Consider the following 20,019-nt stretch of genomic DNA (forward strand, 5'->3'; position numbering starts at 1 on the left):
TGCTGTAAAATTAATTAAAAACTACGTTTTCGCTGCCTTGTGCTGCTTTAAACTCAATAATGATTTTTTCACAGTCGGCTTTAATTTCGTCACTCAGTGATTCTTCTGCGCGCCAACGAGCGGTATCTTGCTTAAAAATCTCTTTTTTAGCGTATTTTTTTTCGCGAATCGTGAGTTGGCATTTCTTTTACCACGTCATACATTTTATAAATGCCTGGGTACGCAGTTGTTAAGTCGCGCTCAGTATCAAAACTATATTGCGACATCAGCACCCAAATACGTAAACAGCCCTCAGAGTAATCACACTGCTTTTCGTTCATCGCACGTGCAATTAAATGAATACTATCGGCTAGCTTTGCATTACGTTTTAAACGCGACTGCTTAAGCTTTTGCTGTTGCTCTGCCTGCTGTTTGCTAATTAGCTTTTTTTGCACATTTAGCTTGTAGAGCAACTGACCCGCATAAAATGCTAAGCCCGCTATAATAGCAGCACCTACAACTAAGGCTAAGATCACTGCTGTACTCATTATGTATCCTTATTACTTATCTTCGTCGTCATCTAGCCATTCATTAGCTAGATCGTTTGATAGGTATTGATCAAAATCTGAATTGCTTTCTTCATCACTGAAGTCATCTTCAAACTCTTCTTCATCTTCAATGCCTAATAATTTACACAGTACTTGGTGACGCGCTATACGGCTATTAAAGTATTTTGCATCTTTACCCGTTAGCATTTCACCTTGCTCATGACGCTCAACTAATTTAAGCAAGCGCTCATCGTTTTCAAGCGCTTCTAGCTCTTGCTCAGGCGTTAACTCAGGCTCAATCGCCTTTTTAAGCTCTGCTACAGGTTTAAGATTACGTTTCATTTCGACTTTTGGTTCAGCGGCTGGGGCAACTAATGGTACTGCTTTTTTACTACCAACACGCTTGTCTTTAGCAGCCGAACCTGTTTTTTGAGTGTCATTACTCAATGCATCAGGTGCATTACGTGAACCTGGCTTAGCGCCTTTGGTTTTCTTTACACGTTGCTCTTTCAATGCGCGCATCTCTTTAAGCTTATCTTGGCTTAAACGAACTGGCCCATTTGATGGAATTTTACGTGACTTTTTCTTTCTACTCATATCTTGATCGTCTCACCTAAGAGGTTTTGAGCGAGGCGCAACTCAATGGGCATCGCGATGCTGGCCTAGCCAGAAGAATTCGGTTTGCGTTTTAGAGGTTGGGCTTCTCTATATACGCCAAAGCATATTTAGATGCTTTTTTTAAACGGGGGGTATTGTAACAGGACAAATAAAAAGGCGGTAGAGAAAACATCTCTACCGCCTGCTAATCTGAGCGCCATTATATGGACACTTCTCCCTTCGACTTTTTAGTCTTTATTATTTTTATTATTATTTATCTATCCGTATTTTTATTATTTATCTTCCGTGTAGCATTCCATTTTGTTTTTATTATTAAACTTCCATGCGTTTTTTTATTATTTTCGGTCTTTCCTGACACTTTATTGTTATTTCCTTTAGTAGCACTCTCAATGTGCTATTTAGTCGTGCCGCGCTACTATCCTTATAACGTTTTCCTATTTGTTATTGTTGTTGCGACAGGGGTTAATTTACTCGTTAATAATTTTGTTACAACTAATTTATATCTTTTTTCTTAAGCTAAACATAAGGAAAAAGGCTAAAATATATAAATTACAGCAGGTTAACTTAAATAAAAAAAATAAAATGAGACTTTTCTTACACCAAAGCATGGTCAATGTCTTACAAGTGAGGGGGCTTTATCGGTCATAGCAGAAACAAAAAAAGCAGCTAAAGCTGCTTTTTGTCTAATTAACATTGTATTATGTTAACAATATCTAAATAAATACGACTTTAGTGTAGACCACCAAGGTATTTAGATAATGTTTCAATGTCTTTATCAGTTAGTTTCTTAGCAATGTCTTGCATAACACCGTTTAGGTCGTTATTACGAGTACCATCTCTGAACTGTTCAAGTTGTGACTTGATGTATTCTGGATGTTGAAAAGAAATTTTTGGGAATTTAGCTAATGAAGAGCCATTACCACGTGGACCATGACAAGCCGCACATGATGGAATTCCGCGTTCAGCGTCACCCGCTTTGTATAACATGGCGCCTGTTTCTTGAACATCTTTAGGTGTAGCACCTTCTGACATATTCAAAGAAGCAAAGTAAGCAGACAAGTCTTTCATATCTTGATCGCTCAATGGCATTGCCATACCGCTCATTACTGGATTCATACGACCTTCTTTACCGCCTGAGGTCATACCTAATTTAAATTCAGTAAGTTGCTTATATATGTAATCTGCGTGTTGGCCTGCAATTTTTGGGTAGATGTTAACCGGCGCATTACCGTCTGGGCCGTGACAAGCCGCACACGTTGCTGATTTTTCTTTACCTGCGTTTACATCGCCATCAAATGCTGTTGCGTTGCTTGCTGACAACGCACCAAGCAATATAGTTAAAGATAGTGCTATTTTTTTCATGGTGAATTCTCTGTTTCCGACCCTGTATCATCTACAATATGGATGTTGTGATTTTTATATTCTACACGATATTAAATTCTCTGGCACGTTTTCTACACACATTAAACCTATAAATTATAGGGTTTTGAGTAAAATTAATCGCCAAGCCAGTTAAAATGTACCATCAGCAACGGTTTTACATGCTCAAATACACTTTTTAATAGCTACTTTATAGTATAAAATACGCGCCACGGGTGAATTTGGTTTACCCAATGTTATTTTTTTAAGTTTTAGGAGAGCCTGTGCTCAAATCTCGTATCAAGTATAACACTGCGTCTTTTGTTACAAGCGCGCCAGACATCACTAAATTACCTGCTGATACGGGAATTGAAGTCGCGTTTGCCGGTCGCTCTAATGCAGGTAAGTCAAGTGCGCTTAATGCTCTAACCGATCAAAAATTGGCCCGCACTAGTAAAACACCGGGTCGTACTCAGCTGATCAACACGTTTGAACTTGCCGATGTAGATGACATGCGCCTAATTGACTTACCAGGTTATGGCTTTGCCAAAGTGCCTATTGAAATGAAAAAGAAATGGCAAAAATCGTTAGGCGAATACCTACAAAAGCGTCAAAGCTTAAAAGGCATTGTGGTATTAATGGATATTCGTCACCCATTGAAAGATTTAGACCGCGATTTAATTAATTGGGCTGTAGGTAGTGAAATTCCAGTATTAGCATTATTAACTAAAGCTGATAAGTTAAAGCAAGGTCCACGTAAATCACAGGTACTTAGTGTTCGTCGTGAATTGAGTGAATTAGATGGCGATATAACAGTTCATGCCTTTTCATCGCTTAAAGGCACTGGTTTACCAGAAGTCGCTAAAAAGTTAGATGAGTGGTACTTAGGCCCTATCGTAGCAATTCCACCCGCCGACGCAGAGTAATTACCCTAAATAAAACCGCTCATTCGCGGAAGTAATAAAATAGCCGAGCTCATCTGCTTCGGCTATTTCAGCCCACTGATAAAACACACTTCTGGCAATTCGTGCAAAACAGCCATGGGGTAATTGCATATAAGGCACTGCGCCGCCTTTGTAGTCATTGATATAAAGTGGTTCTGCATGACTTAATAACCAGGTACGCTGTAGATTATCAATACAACAAATAACATCGCCGTCAGATGTCGACTCACGATGCCAACTTACAATAATAAATGGCGCATCCTTAACCTCAATCGCAATTTTCTCTACTGGCGTTTTTAAATAAAACTGTCCATCTTCGCGGCACAACACACTAGCAAACAGCTTTATCATGGCTTGGCGGGTAATTTCACTACCCGCATAAAACCATTTACCTTGCTCGTCAATCAGCAGTGGCAATTGCCCGCAATGAGCAGGCTGCCATTGTTCAAAAGGTTTACTTGGCTCGCTTAGTTGCTTACTAAGTTCGTTAAGTGAAATCACTGTTTTTTAAAGGTCAGTGCAAAAGTAACCGGTACTGCAGTAGCAATCGAAGGTAAGCCGGCTAGTTTTTGTAACTGCATTATCCCTTCGGTGACTTTAAAGTCATCGCTATTAATAATAATAGGCTTGAATGATGCTACGCTTAAATCCCCGTTTTCCGCACTACTAACAAGTACATCAACTGCAAGTGGCTTTTTATGACCGTGAAAGTCTAGCTCGGCGCTAACACCTTTTAATACGTACTGCCCAGGCTGCTTAATAAGTGACAATTTATCAGATAAGTCAGCGGTTAATACTGCATTTGCAAAAGTGTCAGATTCAAACAAAATCTTGCTGAGGCGCTCGTTACGAATAGGAATAAACGTTTCAGCTGAGGTTAAATCAACGTTTACGCTAAACTGGCCTTGTTCACTCAGTTGGCCTGTTAACTGAGTAAAATGGCTTGCCTCAGCAATGCTATTTTTTTTAATTGAGACAAAACTTAATTGGCTTTTATCGTTGAGTAACTGCCAGTTTGCCGATGCAACACCTGAAACTAGTAAACATGATAAAGATAAACCTGCTACAGCTAACGTTTTAAACATAATGCACTCCTAAAATAAAAGATTTATACCCAAAAAAATAATACTTTGATCAGTCAAATTGAAAATCACTAATACGCTGAGGTAAAAAGAAAACGCCCAGTAAACTGATGGTATCACTTGAAACGCTAAATGCAATTAGAGAATAAATTTAACGCTTAGGAGTAAAGCTATAAAAAAACGGCCCATCAAATATATGATAGGCCGATATAGCAAACTGGGGAGAAGCTATCAATACGTTGCATCTTACGATGCATCATCAACAGGATGTCCTACAGGATGAGGACGGGCGGCACTTTACCAAAAGCAAGCGTAAAAATACAAGCATATTATCGATATTCGAAGCGAATTGACGAACCTCTAACGATTTAATACAAACTGCTGTTTAATTTAACTTTTTTTTAACCTGCAAGCTAAAAGAAAAGCGCCTATTGGCGCTTTTAAATAATTCTTTTTAACTGTTGTGTTTACCTAAGACAAGGCATCCTTGGCATACCAAATTAGTGCGCTTGTTCCCAGTTATCACCTTCGTCAGCTTCAACTATAAGTGGTACATCTAACTGCGCCGCTTGTGACATCAGCTCACAAATTTGCTGAGTGTATTGCTCAGTGCACTCTGTTTTAATCTCAAATACCAATTCATCGTGTACCTGCATAAGTAGCTTAACCGTATTAGGCGCTTGCTGGTTAACCCATGCATGTACTGTTAACATGGCTTTTTTAATAATATCGGCAGCAGTGCCTTGCATAGGGGCATTAATTGCTGCGCGCTCAGCGCCTTTGCGGCGTGCTCCATTGCGGGCATTTATTTCTGGTAAATGTAAACGGCGGCCAAAAATAGTTTCTACGTAACCATTTTCTGCTGCTTTTTCACGGGTCGTTTCCATGTATTCTAAAACACCTGGGAAACGCTCAAAATATTTATCAATATAATGCTGCGCTTCATGGCGTGGTACATCAAGTTGACGTGCCAGACCAAATGCCGACATGCCATAAATTAAGCCAAAGTTAACGGCTTTAGCTTTACGGCGCATATCAGATGTAACCTCTTCAAGCTCAACTCCAAATACCTCAGCAGCTGTAGCGCTATGCACATCTAAGCCATTTGCAAAGGCATTGAGCAACCCTTTATCTTGTGAAAGATGCGCCATAATACGCAGCTCTATTTGGCTGTAATCGGCCGCCACAATTTTATATCCATCAGCAGCAATAAAGGCTTCACGAATACGGCGCCCTTCTTCTGAACGAATAGGAATATTTTGTAGGTTAGGATCGCTTGAACTTAATCGACCCGTTGCTGTTACCGCTTGATGATAAGAAGTATGCACACGCTTGGTTTGCTCATTCACGATCAGTGGCAATTTATCTGTGTAAGTTGATTTAAGCTTAGATAAACCGCGATGCTCAATAATCACTTTAGGCAATGGGTAATCGTGTGCTAATTCTTGCAGTACTTCTTCTGCTGTAGAAGGCGCGCCTTTGGGTGTTTTTTTGATAACGGGCAATTCTAGCTTTTCAAATAACAGTACTTGTAATTGCTTTGGCGAGCTTAAGTTAAACGGTTCGCCTGCGATTTCAAACGCTTCTTTTTCAAGCTCAAGTAATCGTTCACCTAAGCGTTGGCTATGCGTGGCCAACATATTGCTGTCGATAGCAACACCGGTGCGCTCAATGTCAGAAATAACGCTTACTAGTGGCATTTCTATATTTTCAAACACCGATTTAAGCTTTTCATCCGCTTCAAGTTTCGGCCATAGTACTTGGTGTAAACGCAAAGTAATATCGGCATCTTCTGCGGCATAAGGCGCCGCTTTTTCAAGTTCGATTTGATTGAACGTGAGCTGCTTTTTACCTTTACCAGCAATGTCTTCAAAGCTAATATTTTTGTGGCCTAAATATTTAAGTGCTAATGAGTCCATATCATGACGAGTACCTACGCTGTTAAAAACATAAGACTCCAACATAGTATCAAACTTAATACCATTTAATTCATAGCCAGCATTGGCAAGCACACTTTTATCATATTTTAAATTTTGACCAACTTTAACTTTATTTTCGTCAGCTAATATTGGCCCAAGCTTTTGCATCACAAATTCAAGGCTTAGCTGTTCAGGCGCACCTGGGTAATCATGTGCAACCGGTAAGTAGGCGGCTTCCCCTGCTTTTACTGCGAAACTCATCCCTACCAACTGCGCTTTCATATACTCTAAACTGGTTGTTTCAGTATCAAAAGCAAATAGCTCAGCTTCATTGAGCTGCTCTATCAATGTATTAAATTGGGCCTCAGTTAAAATCGTTTCATAGTGCGCATCTTCAACTTTTGGCAACTCATTCTCTTGGGTTGGGACCGCTAAATGTGTGTCAGCATCTTTTGGATTGTCTAGTAATTCAGCTAACCAGCGACGGAATTCACACTCACCGTATAAGGCAATTAATTCGTCTTTATTCGGTGTTTGCAATTTAAAAGTATCAAGATCAGATTCAACCTCCACATCACACTTAATAGTGGCAAGTTCATAGCTTAATGGTAAATGATCAATCGCTTTTGCAAGCTTTTCACCTATTTTACCTTTGATATCAGCAGCATTATCAATTACGCCCTGAAGCGATCCGTACTTTTGTAACCATTTAACCGCTGTTTTAGGCCCACACCCTTCAACACCAGGAATATTATCTACTTTATCGCCCATTAAGGCTAAATAATCGATAATAAGCTCAGGTCCAACACCAAACTTTTCAACCACAGTGTCGGGATCTGAAATACTGTCGGTCATGGTATTGATCAAGGTGACATGCTCATTAACCAACTGTGCCATATCTTTATCACCAGTTGATACCAGTACATGGCGTTGTTGCTCAGAAGCAATGCGCGCAAATGTACCAATCACGTCATCGGCTTCTACACCTTCAATACTAATTAATGGAAAGCCCATCGCTTTAATAATGCTATGTAGCGGCGCTATTTGGGTACGCAGATCATCAGGCATTGGCGGACGATTCGCTTTATACTCGCTGTACATGTCATTTCTAAAAGTTTTACCTTTGGCATCAAACACCACCACCATATGTGAGGGATCGTATTGTTTGATCAAACTTTTCAACATGTTTACCACGCCATAAATAGCGCCAGTGGCTTCACCTTTAGAATTAGTTAAATGAGGTGGAGAATGATAAGCACGAAACAAATATGAAGAGCCATCAACAAGAATAAGCGGGTTTTCGGGGATCTGAGCCATGGTAAAATTGGATCCTAAATACAAAAAAGTAATATAAGTATAAGCATGCCATAAGGCAGTAAATAAAACGACTGTGAATTAATGTGATTAAGGGCGCTACATTTTTAGCAACTTGTGGATAACTATGTAGATAACACCCACAAACCATCCATCCGAAACATAGTAAAATGCTTAGATTAGTTTGTAATTTATTGTTTTGTTTAAAAAAAGATAATTCGAGGTTCTTTTTTATTATTCTTCTATCAATGTGGAAAAGGCATTTAAACCGTTACTGGTGTTGTAACCCACTTTGATTATTTACGTCCATTTAAATAACTGGATGAGCATTCTAACATAATGGATCAAAGATCATAGCGATCCTTTATAATTTTTTTTACCCTTACTAGTTATCAAATGGCATATAGCGCATAACAACTTACTTTGCGGCTAAAAAACCAGCAAATAAATTTTTAGATAGGCTGATTCGTCGTGTTAAACTTTATTAAAATGACTTCAATGGAGCAAAATAATATGAAAAATATAGCGGTAATTTTAGCAGGTTGTGGCGTATTTGATGGCAGTGAAATTAATGAAGTAGTGCTTACTTTATTACACATTGAAAAAAACAACGCGAAATATCAGTGTTTTGCACCCGATATTACGCAGTACCATACTCTTAATCACATTACTGGTGAAGAAATGACAGAGTCGCGTAATGTATTAGTGGAATCGGCTCGAATCACCCGTGGCAATATAAAGTCACTCGCTGAATTAGACATTACACAATTTGACGCTTTAATTATTCCTGGCGGCTTTGGTGTAGCTAAAAACTTATCTGACTTTGCTATTAATGGCACTAACGCGAAAGTAAATGACGAAGTACTGAGCGCTTGTAAAGCATTTGCAAAAGCAAATAAAGCCACCGGTTATATGTGTATTGCACCCGCTTTATTGCCATTCATTTATAATAAACCACAGCTCACTATTGGTAATGATAGCGACACGGCCGATGCTTTAACCACATTAGGCGCTGAGCATATTGAGTGTAAAGTGGATGATATTGTTATTGATAAAAATAATAAGCTGGTTACAACACCTGCTTATATGTTGGCACAATCAATTATGGATGCCGATGTAGGAATCGAAAAACTAGTACGTAACGTATTGGCTATGAGTTAGTCGTAAGGGTTCTGATCGCATTTATATGCCTAATGATCCCGTTTTATCTTGGTAATTTATTGAGTTAGGACAATCATTAGTCGTATTTATAAATAAAATCGACTCTGAGCATTTTATAAATCACTGAGTGGAGTTATAATTGTTCTAAATTCCGTCATTTAAAATCGTGATTGATCACGTTCAAATTGAAGTGGGCAAGGCAAAATGAAAAAACTATCAGCTGCAGCATTACTTGTGCTAGCAACCACCGCATACGCACAGCCATATGATAACTCTATGACTGAAGATGCAATTAAAAAACGTTTAGCGCCTATTGGTGCTGTTTACCTTGAAGGTGAGAAAGTAGCGGTTGCTGCACCAACAGGTCCTCGTTCAGGCGAGCAAGTATATCAAGCAGCCTGTTTTGCTTGTCACGGCACAGGTGCTTTAGGCGCTCCTAAATCAGCTGACGATTGGGCTCCTCGTATCGCTAAAGGAAAAGACACCTTATTAGATCATGCGATCAATGGCTTTAATGCCATGCCACCGCGTGGAACGTGTATGGATTGTTCTGATGATGAAATAAGCGCAGCAATCGATTTCATGACCGCTAACTAAAATTAGCCAAGTCAAAATGCTTTAAATAAAAGGTTTACGTTTTAGTAAGCCTTTTTTGTTTCTAATTCATGAGTTTTAGCTACATAATTAAGAAAAATATCTACTTGACGCAAAATGTTAAAAGTGGAACTATAATGATTAATAACTATACAAAAAATTATAACTGGTTAAACATCATTGGAAGATAAACTTATTGTACCTAATAGCGTAGTGCGCCAAAATAAACGACTAAAAGCACTATTAAAAAAGTACAAACATGCCTACCACCTCCACAATGCCCTGATACAATTATCAGAGCAAGCAAGTACTGTTGCCGAGCTAACCTTACTTTACCCTGCTATTCATGACATTTTACAAAAGTATGTTCCGAGTAAAAGCTTTTATGTGGTGCTGGTTGATCCCCAGTCACAACAGTTAGAATTATCTTATTTTTCTGATGAAAAAGATGGCATTGCAGTACCACTTAATCGAGATAATAATTTTGAAGAAGGCGCAACGGGTTATGTCTTCAAGCAAGGGAAAACCACTTACTTTACCAAACAGCAAATGCATGATGCTGCCCAGAAAGGCTTATTTAAAGCATTGGGTACACCTGCAGAACACTGGGTAGGCGTTCCCGTTTATCAAGAAAGAAACATTATTGGTGTGTTAGCCGCGCAAAGTTACGACACAGAACAAGGTTACAGTTCGCAACAAATAAACCTGCTTGAGGCCATGTCACTCTATTTAGCCACCGCAATTGAACGGGTTAAAAAACGAGAGTTACTCGAATCAGAAGTAAAATTAAGAACCCGAGCATTAACGCAAAGTAATGACGCTTTAAATGTTGAAATACAACAGCGAAAAGGTGCCCTGCAACGCCAGCAAATATTATTCAAAATTTCAGAGCTGACAACCCAAGCCAAAAATTTAGATGATGCTTATTTTCAAATACACGAAATAATAAAAACCATTACTTATGCAAAAAACCTTTATATTGCCTTGTATGATAAAGAATCGGGTTGGATCAGTTTTCCCTACAGTGTTGATGAATTCCAAGGCAGCACTCAACCACGGCGCTTTGCAAAAGGCTACAGTGAACTGGTTATAAGCACTGAAGAAACACAAATAATTCATCCGAAAAGAGCACAAGAGTTATTAAATAGTGGCATTGTAGAGCGTGAGAAACCAATTGATGAATCCAAGAGAGCCACCAGCTGGCTAGGCGCTCCGCTAAAAACTTCGCAAGGCGTTATAGGGTTAATTGTTTGCCAAGCTTATAATAATGAACACCTTTTTACACATGATGATGCAGAGCTAATCACCTTTGTATCGCATCAAATTGCCACGGTATTACAAACAAAATTAGCTTCACAGGCACTAAAAAAGAGCCACCAAGAACTTGCCTCACGAGTTAATGAAAAAACTAAAGAATTGAGCCAAGCAAATTTACATTTGCAAATGCAAATTGATGAACGTAAAAAAATAGAACAACAGCTTTATCACGATGCTCACCATGACTCACTAACAGGCTTACCAAATCGGAATTTATTTTTAACTCAACTAGAAAAAACCCTGCAATATTATCAACGCAATCCAAATGAGCACTTTGCTGTATTGTTTATTGACCTTGATAAGTTTAAAGATATCAATGATCAGCTCGGGCATCATGCCGGCGATGAGTTTTTAATTAGTGTTAGTAAACTATTCTCACAATGTATTCGTGAGCATGACTTATTAGCGCGTTTAGGCGGAGATGAGTTTGTAGTATTACTAACCCATTTAACTGAGCCAAATCAGGCAGAAGATGTTGCCAATCGCATTATAAAAATTATGCAAAAGCCGTTTTGTACTAAAGGCGTGTGTGTACAAAGTGGCGCCAGTATTGGGATAACCTATTCAAAGCAAAGCTATAAACATACCGATGAAATCATTCGCGACGCCGATGCTGCTATGTATTATGCTAAAAATTCAGGTAAAAACCGCTTTGAGTTATTTCATCCACTGCTCACTGAGCCTATGTTGCAACATGAGTCACAAACATTACATCACCTTGATGTATTGCCTATGACGTTTCGTAGCTCAGATATTATCACCTTGGATGAGCATTATCAGAGTGCATCGTTATTTGAGGCTTTTGGTGAACACCCAGTCCTTGGCTTTACCAGTTTTGATATTTTAAAGAAATTTGCGAATGATAAAGAACAACATACCAAAGTTGAACTACAACTCATCCAACAAGCTTACCAACAAGCACAAAATGCAGAGATAGCCGTTGCGCTATTGCCTTGCTCCAGTTTACTGTTAGAAGAGCATGAATTTTCTTTACTAAAAGCGACACTAAAACAACCGGTAAACAATGAACAGCTTTGCTTGTTGTTTGATGAGCAGGAGCTGCGTTATGCCAGCGCACAGCAATTAGAGAACTTAAAACAGCTTAAAAAACTCGGTCATTCGATTGGCTTAAACAATTTCGCAAAAGACAAATGCGAGCTTAATTTGGTGACTGAAATAGAGTGTGATTATTTACTCCTTAGCTCCACCTTCAGTAAACGAGTATTACAACAAGAAAGCTACGATTTACAGTTGCAGGGGGTGTTGGCTATTACTAAGCTTAAACAGATAAAAGTGATAGCTAAAGGCCCATCAATATTAAACTTTAGAGCCCTTTTAGATAAACACGGTCTAAACCTATTTGTTGCTAAACAGCACCCACTAACCAGCGCTATACCAGCTACACTTAAAAACTCAGAATTAAAATAGCGCTAAACACACCTTATTGTGGCTTTTTCAGCATTGCTCTTAAATTTGCAACCCGAGCTTGGCCTTTTTCCATGCGTTCAGCTTGGGTGTTAGGCGCTTTTTTGTTTTCAAAGGCTAAGTCATCTTGCGGTAACTCTTGCACAAATCGACTGAGCTCTGTTTGTGATGTTTCACCAAACTGACGGCGGATTTTAGCATAGGTTAAAGTCAGCTCTTGTTGCGCGCGGGTAATACCTACATATGCAAGGCGGCGCTCTTCATCCACATTATCTTCATCAATGCTTACTTGGTGTGGCAACAATCCTTCTTCCATACCGACCATAAATACATAGGGGTACTCGAGTCCTTTTGAGGCATGCAAAGTTAATAATTGCACGGCATCAGCTTCATCTTCTTCTTCGTTTCGCTCTAGCATGTCCCGAAGGGTCAATTTACTAACTACTTCAGCCAGTGTCATTGGCGGATTATCGGCATCGCCTGTTAACATGTCTGTTATCCAGCGATACAGCTCGGACACATTTTTCATCCGCATTTCAGCGGCTTTGGCACTAGGCGATGATTCATACAAGTAAGCTTCGTAATTAATATTACGCACTAAATCCTTCACCGCCTCCAGTGTATCACTGCGCACTGCGTTATCTGAAAGCTCAACCACCCACCGGGCAAACCCAGCTAGTGCATTTAAACCACGTCCTTTTAGTCTGTATCCTAAGTCGTTATCAAAGCAGGTCGCAAATAAGCTTTGGTGTTTTTCATTAGCTAAGGTGCCAAGCTTTTCAAGCGTGACTGTACCAATTTCACGACGTGGGGTATTCACAATTCTTAAAAAAGCATTGTCATCATCTTGATTCACTAAAAGACGTAAGTAAGCCATGATATCTTTAATTTCAGAACGTGAAAAAAACGACATTCCACCACTAATTTTATACGGGATTCGGTTACTCATTAACGACTTTTCAAAGCCCCGCGCTTGGTGGTTACCCCGGTACAAAATAGCGTAATCTTTATAGCTGGTGCGTTTCATAAATTTATGAGAAATAATCTCTGCGACCACACGTTCTGATTCATGTTCTTCATCGCGACAGCCAATGACTTTAATTTGCTCACCATAGCCCAACTCACTAAAGAGCTTTTTTTCAAACTCATGGGGGTTATTTGCAATTAAGATATTGGCCGCTTTAAGAATGCGCCCAGCACTACGATAGTTCTGTTCTAGTTTTATTAATCGAAGCCCAGGGTAATCTTTACTTAATAACACCAAGTTTTGTGGACGAGCACCACGCCAAGAGTAAATTGACTGATCGTCATCTCCCACCACAGTAAAGCGTGCTCGTTCGCCTACCAGCAATTTCACTAATTGATATTGGCTGGTATTGGTATCTTGATATTCATCCACCAGTAAATAACGAAAACGCTGCTGCCATCGCTCACGTGATGTGGCATTACTACTTAAAAGCAGCGTGGGGATCATAATTAAATCATCAAAATCCAGCGCGTTATACGCTCTTAATTGATTTTGGTAACGCGCATACAACTGAGCAAACAATGCCTTTTGCGGCTCTCTGGCTTCGCGAATAGCTTGCTCTGGTAAAATAAGCTCATTCTTCCAACTACCAATTTGCATTTTTAGCAGGTTCAGTAAGTCTTTGTCTTTTTTAAGCTCGTCTTCGGTTAAATCAGCAAGTAATTGATTAGTATCTTGGTCGTCAAACAACGAAAAACCGGGTTTAAAACCAAGTGTTTTTAACTCTTTTTTAATGATTTCAAGCCCAAGCGTATGAAAGGTAGACACCCATAAACCTTTAGACTCTTGTTTGCCTAAGGTTTGCAAAACCCGCTCGCGCATTTCTTTAGCCGCTTTATTGGTAAAGGTAACCGCCGCAATATTACGCGCTTGATACTCACATTTTTGTACTAAGTAAGCAATTTTGTTGGTGATAACTCGCGTTTTACCCGAGCCTGCGCCGGCTAATACTAAGCAAGGACCACTAATGTACTTTACCGCTTCATCTTGTTTAGGATTGAGTTTCATAACGACCAGCTGATTGCAAAAAGACGGGCAATTTTAACGTAATCACTACAATACGCCTAGCCAATAAGGTAATATTAGTTATTATCATTTTAGGCAACAGGCAAGGGACGACTATGATTAACCCAGCAAAACTTGAAGAAATTGCGAAACAGATCACTAATAACATGCCACAAGGTGTAAAAAACCTGGCTGATACACTTGAAGGTAAAACTAAGCAAGTGTTACAAAATAAGCTTGCCGAAATGGACTTTGTAAGCCGTGAAGAGTTTGATATTCAAAGCCAAGTGCTGATCCGCACACGTGAAAAGCTAACTGAATTAGAAGCAAAAGTAGCGATACTTGAACAGCAATTATCGGCAAAAACAGACGCAGAATAATAAATATAACGCCATAGACGAACCTGCTTTATGGCGCTAATCACTCAGTTATTCAAATAGCTCGTCCAGCACATAGTAACCCGTTGCTTGTTGCTGCTCTATGCTTACCCTCAGCAATTTATTAGCTACTTGCTCACCGCTAATGGGTCTATACCGTTTGAGGATACCAAAACGCGTTAGCAGTGGAAGTACCACCTCACCAAGCTTTTCTGCAACTCTAAGCTCTGAACGCTCGCCGACTAATAAAGACGGTTGCAATATACTCAAGCGTGCAAAGCCAAGCTGCTTCACCTGCTGCTCAAGCTCCCCTTTTATTTTTAGGTAACGGCTCATACTATGTGCATTTGCGCCACTTGACGATACCAAGCAATAATGCGGAACAGCGTTATTGGCCGCCATTTGCGCACAAATAAATTGGTATTCAAAATCAACTTTACGTTGTGCAGCCACACTGCCCGCTTGCTTTAATGTAGTCCCTAAGCAAGAAAAGAACACGTCACCTTTGAACAATTCAACATAATGCGTCAAATTTTCAAAATCAATAACATGGCTAATTAATTTAGGGTGGGAAAAGTCTAATTGGCGGCGCGATAAACTCACTACCTTTGAATAGCTAGAAGATGCTAACAGCTGCTGTAATAACTGGCTGCCAACTAAGCCGGTACTGCCGATTATTAGCGCCGTTTTAGCCATATTAAAGGTGACTGTCCGCAGATTTATTTAGTACATGGTGTACTGCTTTTTTATAGCTTTCACACTCTTCTTCGGCACAACTAACTACCGATTCTAAGTCATGTAAATGACCATTTTCTAAGCCATATACCCAACCATGCACCGTGAGTTCCTGGCCTCTTAACCATGCATCTTGAACAATGCTGGTTCGTGATACGTTACGCACTTGCTCAATCACATTGAGTTCTATTAAACGATCCAGGCGTTGTTTTTCTGGCAGAGCATTAAGTTGCTCTAGGTGTTTTTCTTTTACATCACCAACGTGGCGAAGCCAGTTATCAATAAAGCCAAAACGGTCCTCGTTCAGTACCGCTTGCACGCCACCACAACCGTAGTGGCCAACTACCATAATATGTTTTACTTTTAATACTTCGACCGCGTACTGCATAACCGATAAACAATTATGATCGGTGTGAACGACTACGTTGGCAACATTACGGTGCACAAACAGCTCACCCGGCAGTAAATCAACAATTTGATTAGCTGGCACCCGTGAGTCAGAGCAACCAATCCATAAGTATTCTGGGTTTTGCTGCATCGATAAAATTTTAAAAAATTCAGGGTTCGCTTCGCTCGTTCTTGATGCCCAGCGTTTATTATTTTCTAGTAAGTTATTTAAATTTCTCATTACATCTCTTTTAGGTCGAGGGCGTTTTTAAACTGGCTAAAATTAAAATATTACGGGGTGTTAATTGCTTCTCACAAAATGTATTAACACTGACGTCATAGCCTTGCTGCTGCAAATATAAAGCACGATCGAGCACAAGCCAAACTTCTATTGCTCTTCTAAACACATGTCGAACCAGTTCAACTCGCTCTGTTACTTTTTTTCGCGCCTGCCCAATCAATAAAAACTTATTGTAATCAATATCTTTTGGTAGCTTTAAAGCTTTTTTATCAGCTGCCCAGTTACAAAACGCTGCAAACGAATCTGAAAATATCGCTTTATTTACTGAAGGAACGCTGACATACACTGACTCACCAGTAAGTGACTTTCTTAAGGCATCAAATCCAAGTCGCCACTCCACTTCTGTTTTTCGCACTTTACCTACTCGCGAAGGAGCTGTAACCGTTTCTTGCAGGGCGAGCTTTAAATCTCTGTGGGTTAAATTAAGCCTGCTTTGCTGAGCGTACTCGCTCATCACTAGGTAATTATTATCAGTAAATAAATGATAGCAACAAGGTGAAAAGCTAATTTGTGGTACTTTTGCCGCACTAGCTTGATACATAAACGTTTGGTGTAACGCGCCGCAGGCATGTAAAGCGACGGCATGAGTGTGTGGGTTGAAAAAATCCTGAGTATTATCTTTGAGGACATCGGCTTGGCTAAATTGCATTGCCAGTCCCTGCTGCTGAGCACTTTTTTGCCCTTGTTCACACAAATGAGATTGTAGCTCAACGCTGTGGACACTTTGCGCACCATTAAAAGCTAACATTCGTCCTAAATGGCCTTTACCTGCACACCACTCCAATACAGGCTGGCTACTAGCGGGTAATGCGCCAACAAAGTCTTGTAACTGAGTAAACTTTCGACCTTTAATACCATTACTGATCCAAAACGGGTATTCCTTTCGACTGTTGGGAATGGCAGGTAATGACACTAATCGGCTAAGTTGCTCAACAGCGGGAATATAAGATGAAAAAAACTGATAAAGCTGCTCTTGATCAGAGTCTAACTCGGCAACTGCCTGGTCAGATAAAGCGCTTAAGGGTGCATGTAATTCAGGCCAAGGTAAGACGTCAAAATCAAACGCAGTGCATTGCCAATACGAGCGAGTATTCATTAGCAACGAGTCGAGGGCAGAAAATTGCTCAGTTAAGGTCATAACAGCTTAGGATATAAAAAAGACAATTAATTATACCAGCACAATAGCGCCTATTTAAGCGGTTATTTTTTTACCTAGTAGAGCAAGGGAATAGAGTAAGTAATCCACTAGCGCGATTTAAACATTAAACGTAAATAGAGGGGGATAGAAATAATGCTTATTATAATAGCCGCAATCAGCATCCAAGAAAGCTGCAGCGTTTCTTGCTTTTTATATTTATAAATAAAATCAGCTTTTACCTCATCAAACTTTGTTTGATCAACCTCATATAAATCAGCAATTAAACGCCATTTGGCCATCGACATATTACCCACATTAGTACTCGGTGGAGCAATATAGTCTTTCAGTACCTCTGCCTCATATGCCAGTTGATGGAAGCTGCGCTCAGGCGCATAAAACTGCTGGGTAATAGCAATGGCTTCATCCATATTCATTACCGCGTAGCGCCACCCTTTTAAACTCGCTTGATAAAACTTTTCTACTGTATCGGGATGGTACTTAATCATATTGTCGCTGGTAAATAAAATATCCGCGTATACATCCATGCCATAACGTTGTGGACATATAAGTCGATGAGCAACCCCTTGCTGATCCATATGATAAGGTAGGTCGGTAACATACACTTCTATGGCATCTAGTTTATTTTCCATCCATGCTTGTTGTAATTCATCGCCTTTGTAAACAGCCAGTTTTTCGGTATCAATACCACTGCGCTTAAGCATAGTTAGTAACTCAGAATTACTCTCTTTGCTGACTTCACTTACACGCTTGTTAATAAAATCACGGGCATGAAAAATATCTGAAGTTTCTTTTACCATCCAACAGTAAGGAGAAAACTGTAATATGGCAGCCATGGCAACAAAGGGTTCACCGGCAATACGTCGCTCTAATATACCTGAATGCGCTACACCAAATTGCGCCTCTCCTCGCTCTACCGCACCAAAACTGTTTGGCCTTTTTGGATCTGCTGGAACTATATTGACGTCTAAACCGACCTCATTATAAAAGCCTTTTTGTTTGGCCATATAATAGCCAGCAAATTGAAATTGGTGTGTCCACTTTAGCTGTAGCGTCACTGATTCCTGCGCCATTAAGTGGCTACAAAAAAAGCAGGTGCTAATTATTATTCCTTTAAGTAGCAAAGAAGACTTCCATAAACATGATAATTAATTATAACTATATGTAAAACAGCTAATAAAGCAAGCATCTAGATGAGATGCCTGCTTTGAATAAATTATGCTAGCGCGAGCTTTTCAAGTTTTTCTGCTTGAGGTTGGGTAGTTAAAAACTGAGTAAAACAAGGGTTGTGAGTTTCATCTTGAACACTGTAACCGAGCCGATTTAAGTGCTCATTAAACATCTCATACTGGCTTGGTTCAATCGCAAAACCTGCCAATACATTACCCGTTGACCCGCCATGATTACGATAGTGAAATAAAGTAATATTCCAGTTACTACCCAGCGTATCTAAAAAGCGCGCTAATGCGCCCGGGTACTCAGGAAACTCAAACCGCAGTAAGCGTTCATGTAACTGCTCTGGGGCTTTACCACCAACCATATAGCGTACATGTAGCTTTGCTAATTCGTTATCTGACAAATCGCAAAAGGTATACTTGTTATCTGTTAGACTTTGTTTAAGCTCCTCAAGTTCTGCTAACCCTTGGCGCAGTGCAATACCAACAAAAATTTGCGCCTCGCCAGGCCCCGCATAACGATAGTTAAACTCGGTAATAGCACGCCCACCTAAAGATGCACAAAACTGTTTAAAACTACCGCGCTTTTCATCAATGGTTACTGCCAATAAAGCTTCGTTTTTCTCACCCAGCGCAGTGCGCTCAGCCACATAACGTAAGCGGTCAAAGTTTAAATTAGCTCCTGATAAAATAGCAGCTAAATTCAACCCTTTTAATCCTGATTGTTGGCTCCATTTTTTAAGCCCTGCAGTTGCAAGCGCCCCTGAAGGCTCAGCAATAGCACGGGTTGATACAAAAATATCTTGCATGGCTGCACATATTTCATCGTCTGATACGGTGACTACTTCGTCACAAAACTTTTGCGCCAGTCTGAATGTTTCACTACCAATTATTTTAACGGCAACACCATCGGCAAAACTGCCAACCCGATCGAGCTCTACCGGCTCGCCTGCTGCTAAAGCAGCTTTTAAGCAGGCGCTTTCATTCGCCTCGACCCCTATTACTTTGATATCGGGCCGCAGCGATTTAATGTATACCGCCATACCTGCCAGCAAGCCGCCGCCGCCAACAGGAATAAACACCACATCTAAATCGTTAAGCTGTTGCATTAATTCACGGGCAACCGTACCTTGACCAACAATCACATCAGGGTCATCAAATGGCGGCACAAATACGCCGTTTCGCTGCTCAGTTAATTCCAGCGCATACGCTTTTGCGGCATCAAATTGATGGCCATGCAATACGACTTCACCACCCAATGCTCTTACCGCATTAACCTTTATTTCAGGTGTGGTCACGGGCATAACAATGGTGGCTTTATGTCCTAAGTATGAGGCACTTAGTGCCACACCCTGAGCATGGTTACCTGCAGATGCGGTGATCACAACCGAGCCTTTTGGCAGCTTATTTAATTTATTAAAAGCGCCGCGTAATTTAAACGAGTACACGGGCTGCTGATCTTCACGTTTTAACCAAACATGATTACCTAATCGTGCACTCAATTCGGCCATTTCACTTACCTCAGTCACCTTGGCTAAAGGCTCCATATTGGCTTGGATAATCGCGCGAAAATAATCAAGTTCTTGAGAAACCATA

At 40.1% G+C, this 20,019-nt stretch carries 16 protein-coding genes and 1 pseudogene; 5 read left to right on the forward strand and 12 right to left on the reverse strand.

Going from position 1 to position 20,019, the window contains the following annotated elements:
- Nucleotides 1-10: 10 nt before the first annotated feature.
- The 3 genes and pseudogenes from P20311_RS10910 to P20311_RS10920 all read right to left on the reverse strand — a co-directional run bounded on the left by P20311_RS10910 (nt 11) and on the right by P20311_RS10920 (nt 2,507).
- Nucleotides 11-527: pseudogene (locus P20311_RS10910) on the reverse strand (DUF2489 domain-containing protein).
- A 12-nt stretch (nt 528-539) separates the two neighbouring features.
- Entirely contained in the window at nt 540-1,124 is a 585-nt protein-coding gene (gene yihI / locus P20311_RS10915) for a Der GTPase-activating protein YihI (RefSeq protein WP_008112715.1), read from the reverse strand.
- A 750-nt stretch (nt 1,125-1,874) separates the two neighbouring features.
- Nucleotides 1,875-2,507: a cytochrome c gene (locus P20311_RS10920; RefSeq protein ID WP_008112717.1), complete on the reverse strand. Its 633-nt coding sequence runs from the start codon at nt 2,505-2,507 to the stop codon at nt 1,875-1,877.
- A 281-nt stretch (nt 2,508-2,788) separates the two neighbouring features.
- Between P20311_RS10920 and yihA the strand changes: the two genes are divergently transcribed.
- Nucleotides 2,789-3,430, forward strand: coding sequence for a ribosome biogenesis GTP-binding protein YihA/YsxC (gene yihA, locus P20311_RS10925; protein WP_008112719.1), 642 nt, complete (start codon nt 2,789-2,791; stop codon nt 3,428-3,430).
- On the opposite strand, the gene P20311_RS10930 is transcribed toward yihA, so the two are convergent.
- The 3 genes from P20311_RS10930 to polA form a co-directional block, all read right to left on the reverse strand.
- Nucleotides 3,431-3,949 carry a DUF1285 domain-containing protein gene (locus tag P20311_RS10930; protein WP_008112720.1) on the reverse strand — a complete coding sequence of 173 codons (519 nt, stop codon included), beginning with the start codon at nt 3,947-3,949 and terminating at the stop codon, nt 3,431-3,433.
- Nucleotides 3,946-4,533 carry a YceI family protein gene (locus P20311_RS10935; RefSeq protein ID WP_008112722.1) on the reverse strand — a complete coding sequence of 196 codons (588 nt, stop codon included), beginning with the start codon at nt 4,531-4,533 and terminating at the stop codon, nt 3,946-3,948. Before P20311_RS10935 ends, P20311_RS10930 begins: the two co-directional genes overlap by 4 nt.
- Before the next feature lie 497 nt (nt 4,534-5,030).
- Entirely contained in the window at nt 5,031-7,766 is a 2,736-nt protein-coding gene (gene polA / locus P20311_RS10940; protein WP_008112724.1) for a DNA polymerase I, read from the reverse strand.
- A gap of 510 nt (nt 7,767-8,276) precedes the next feature.
- Between polA and elbB the strand changes: the two genes are divergently transcribed.
- From elbB to P20311_RS10955, 3 genes are all read left to right on the forward strand, one after another.
- Nucleotides 8,277-8,924 (forward strand): isoprenoid biosynthesis glyoxalase ElbB, encoded by a 648-nt coding sequence (elbB, locus tag P20311_RS10945; protein WP_193371762.1) that lies wholly within the window; start codon nt 8,277-8,279, stop codon nt 8,922-8,924.
- Nucleotides 8,925-9,128: 204 nt separating this feature from the next.
- Entirely contained in the window at nt 9,129-9,521 is a 393-nt protein-coding gene (locus P20311_RS10950; protein ID WP_008112730.1) for a cytochrome c5 family protein, read from the forward strand.
- Nucleotides 9,522-9,698: 177 nt separating this feature from the next.
- Nucleotides 9,699-12,263, forward strand: coding sequence for a diguanylate cyclase domain-containing protein (locus P20311_RS10955; protein WP_008112732.1), 2,565 nt, complete (start codon nt 9,699-9,701; stop codon nt 12,261-12,263).
- A gap of 13 nt (nt 12,264-12,276) precedes the next feature.
- On the opposite strand, the gene rep is transcribed toward P20311_RS10955, so the two are convergent.
- On the reverse strand, nt 12,277-14,295 hold the full coding sequence (rep, locus tag P20311_RS10960; protein WP_008112733.1) for a DNA helicase Rep: 2,019 nt from the start codon (nt 14,293-14,295) through the stop codon (nt 12,277-12,279).
- Between the two features lie 113 nt (nt 14,296-14,408).
- Between rep and P20311_RS10965 the strand changes: the two genes are divergently transcribed.
- Complete coding sequence (locus tag P20311_RS10965; protein WP_008112735.1) at nt 14,409-14,672, forward strand: accessory factor UbiK family protein; 264 nt, start codon at nt 14,409-14,411, stop codon at nt 14,670-14,672.
- Nucleotides 14,673-14,720: 48 nt separating this feature from the next.
- Here P20311_RS10965 and P20311_RS10970 read toward each other — a convergent pair whose 3' ends face one another.
- The 5 genes from P20311_RS10970 to ilvA form a co-directional block, all read right to left on the reverse strand.
- Nucleotides 14,721-15,365 carry an NAD(P)H-binding protein gene (locus P20311_RS10970; protein ID WP_008112737.1) on the reverse strand — a complete coding sequence of 215 codons (645 nt, stop codon included), beginning with the start codon at nt 15,363-15,365 and terminating at the stop codon, nt 14,721-14,723.
- Between the two features lies 1 nt (nt 15,366).
- Nucleotides 15,367-16,032, reverse strand: a complete 666-nt coding sequence (gene can / locus P20311_RS10975; protein WP_008112739.1) for a carbonate dehydratase — start codon at nt 16,030-16,032, stop codon at nt 15,367-15,369.
- Between the two features lie 10 nt (nt 16,033-16,042).
- The gene (locus P20311_RS10980; RefSeq protein WP_008112740.1) at nt 16,043-17,230 is read right to left on the reverse strand and encodes a methyltransferase; all 1,188 of its coding nucleotides are present in this window, start codon (nt 17,228-17,230) and stop codon (nt 16,043-16,045) included.
- Nucleotides 17,231-17,337: 107 nt separating this feature from the next.
- Nucleotides 17,338-18,321: an ABC transporter substrate-binding protein gene (locus tag P20311_RS10985; RefSeq protein ID WP_008112741.1), complete on the reverse strand. Its 984-nt coding sequence runs from the start codon at nt 18,319-18,321 to the stop codon at nt 17,338-17,340.
- A 143-nt stretch (nt 18,322-18,464) separates the two neighbouring features.
- The gene (ilvA, locus tag P20311_RS10990) at nt 18,465-20,018 is read right to left on the reverse strand and encodes a threonine ammonia-lyase, biosynthetic (RefSeq protein WP_008112742.1); all 1,554 of its coding nucleotides are present in this window, start codon (nt 20,016-20,018) and stop codon (nt 18,465-18,467) included.
- Nucleotide 20,019 lies beyond the last annotated feature (1 nt).

The sequence above is a fragment of the Pseudoalteromonas sp. BSi20311 genome (genome assembly GCF_000239875.1).
In the GTDB taxonomy this organism is placed as follows: Bacteria; Pseudomonadota; Gammaproteobacteria; order Enterobacterales; family Alteromonadaceae; genus Pseudoalteromonas.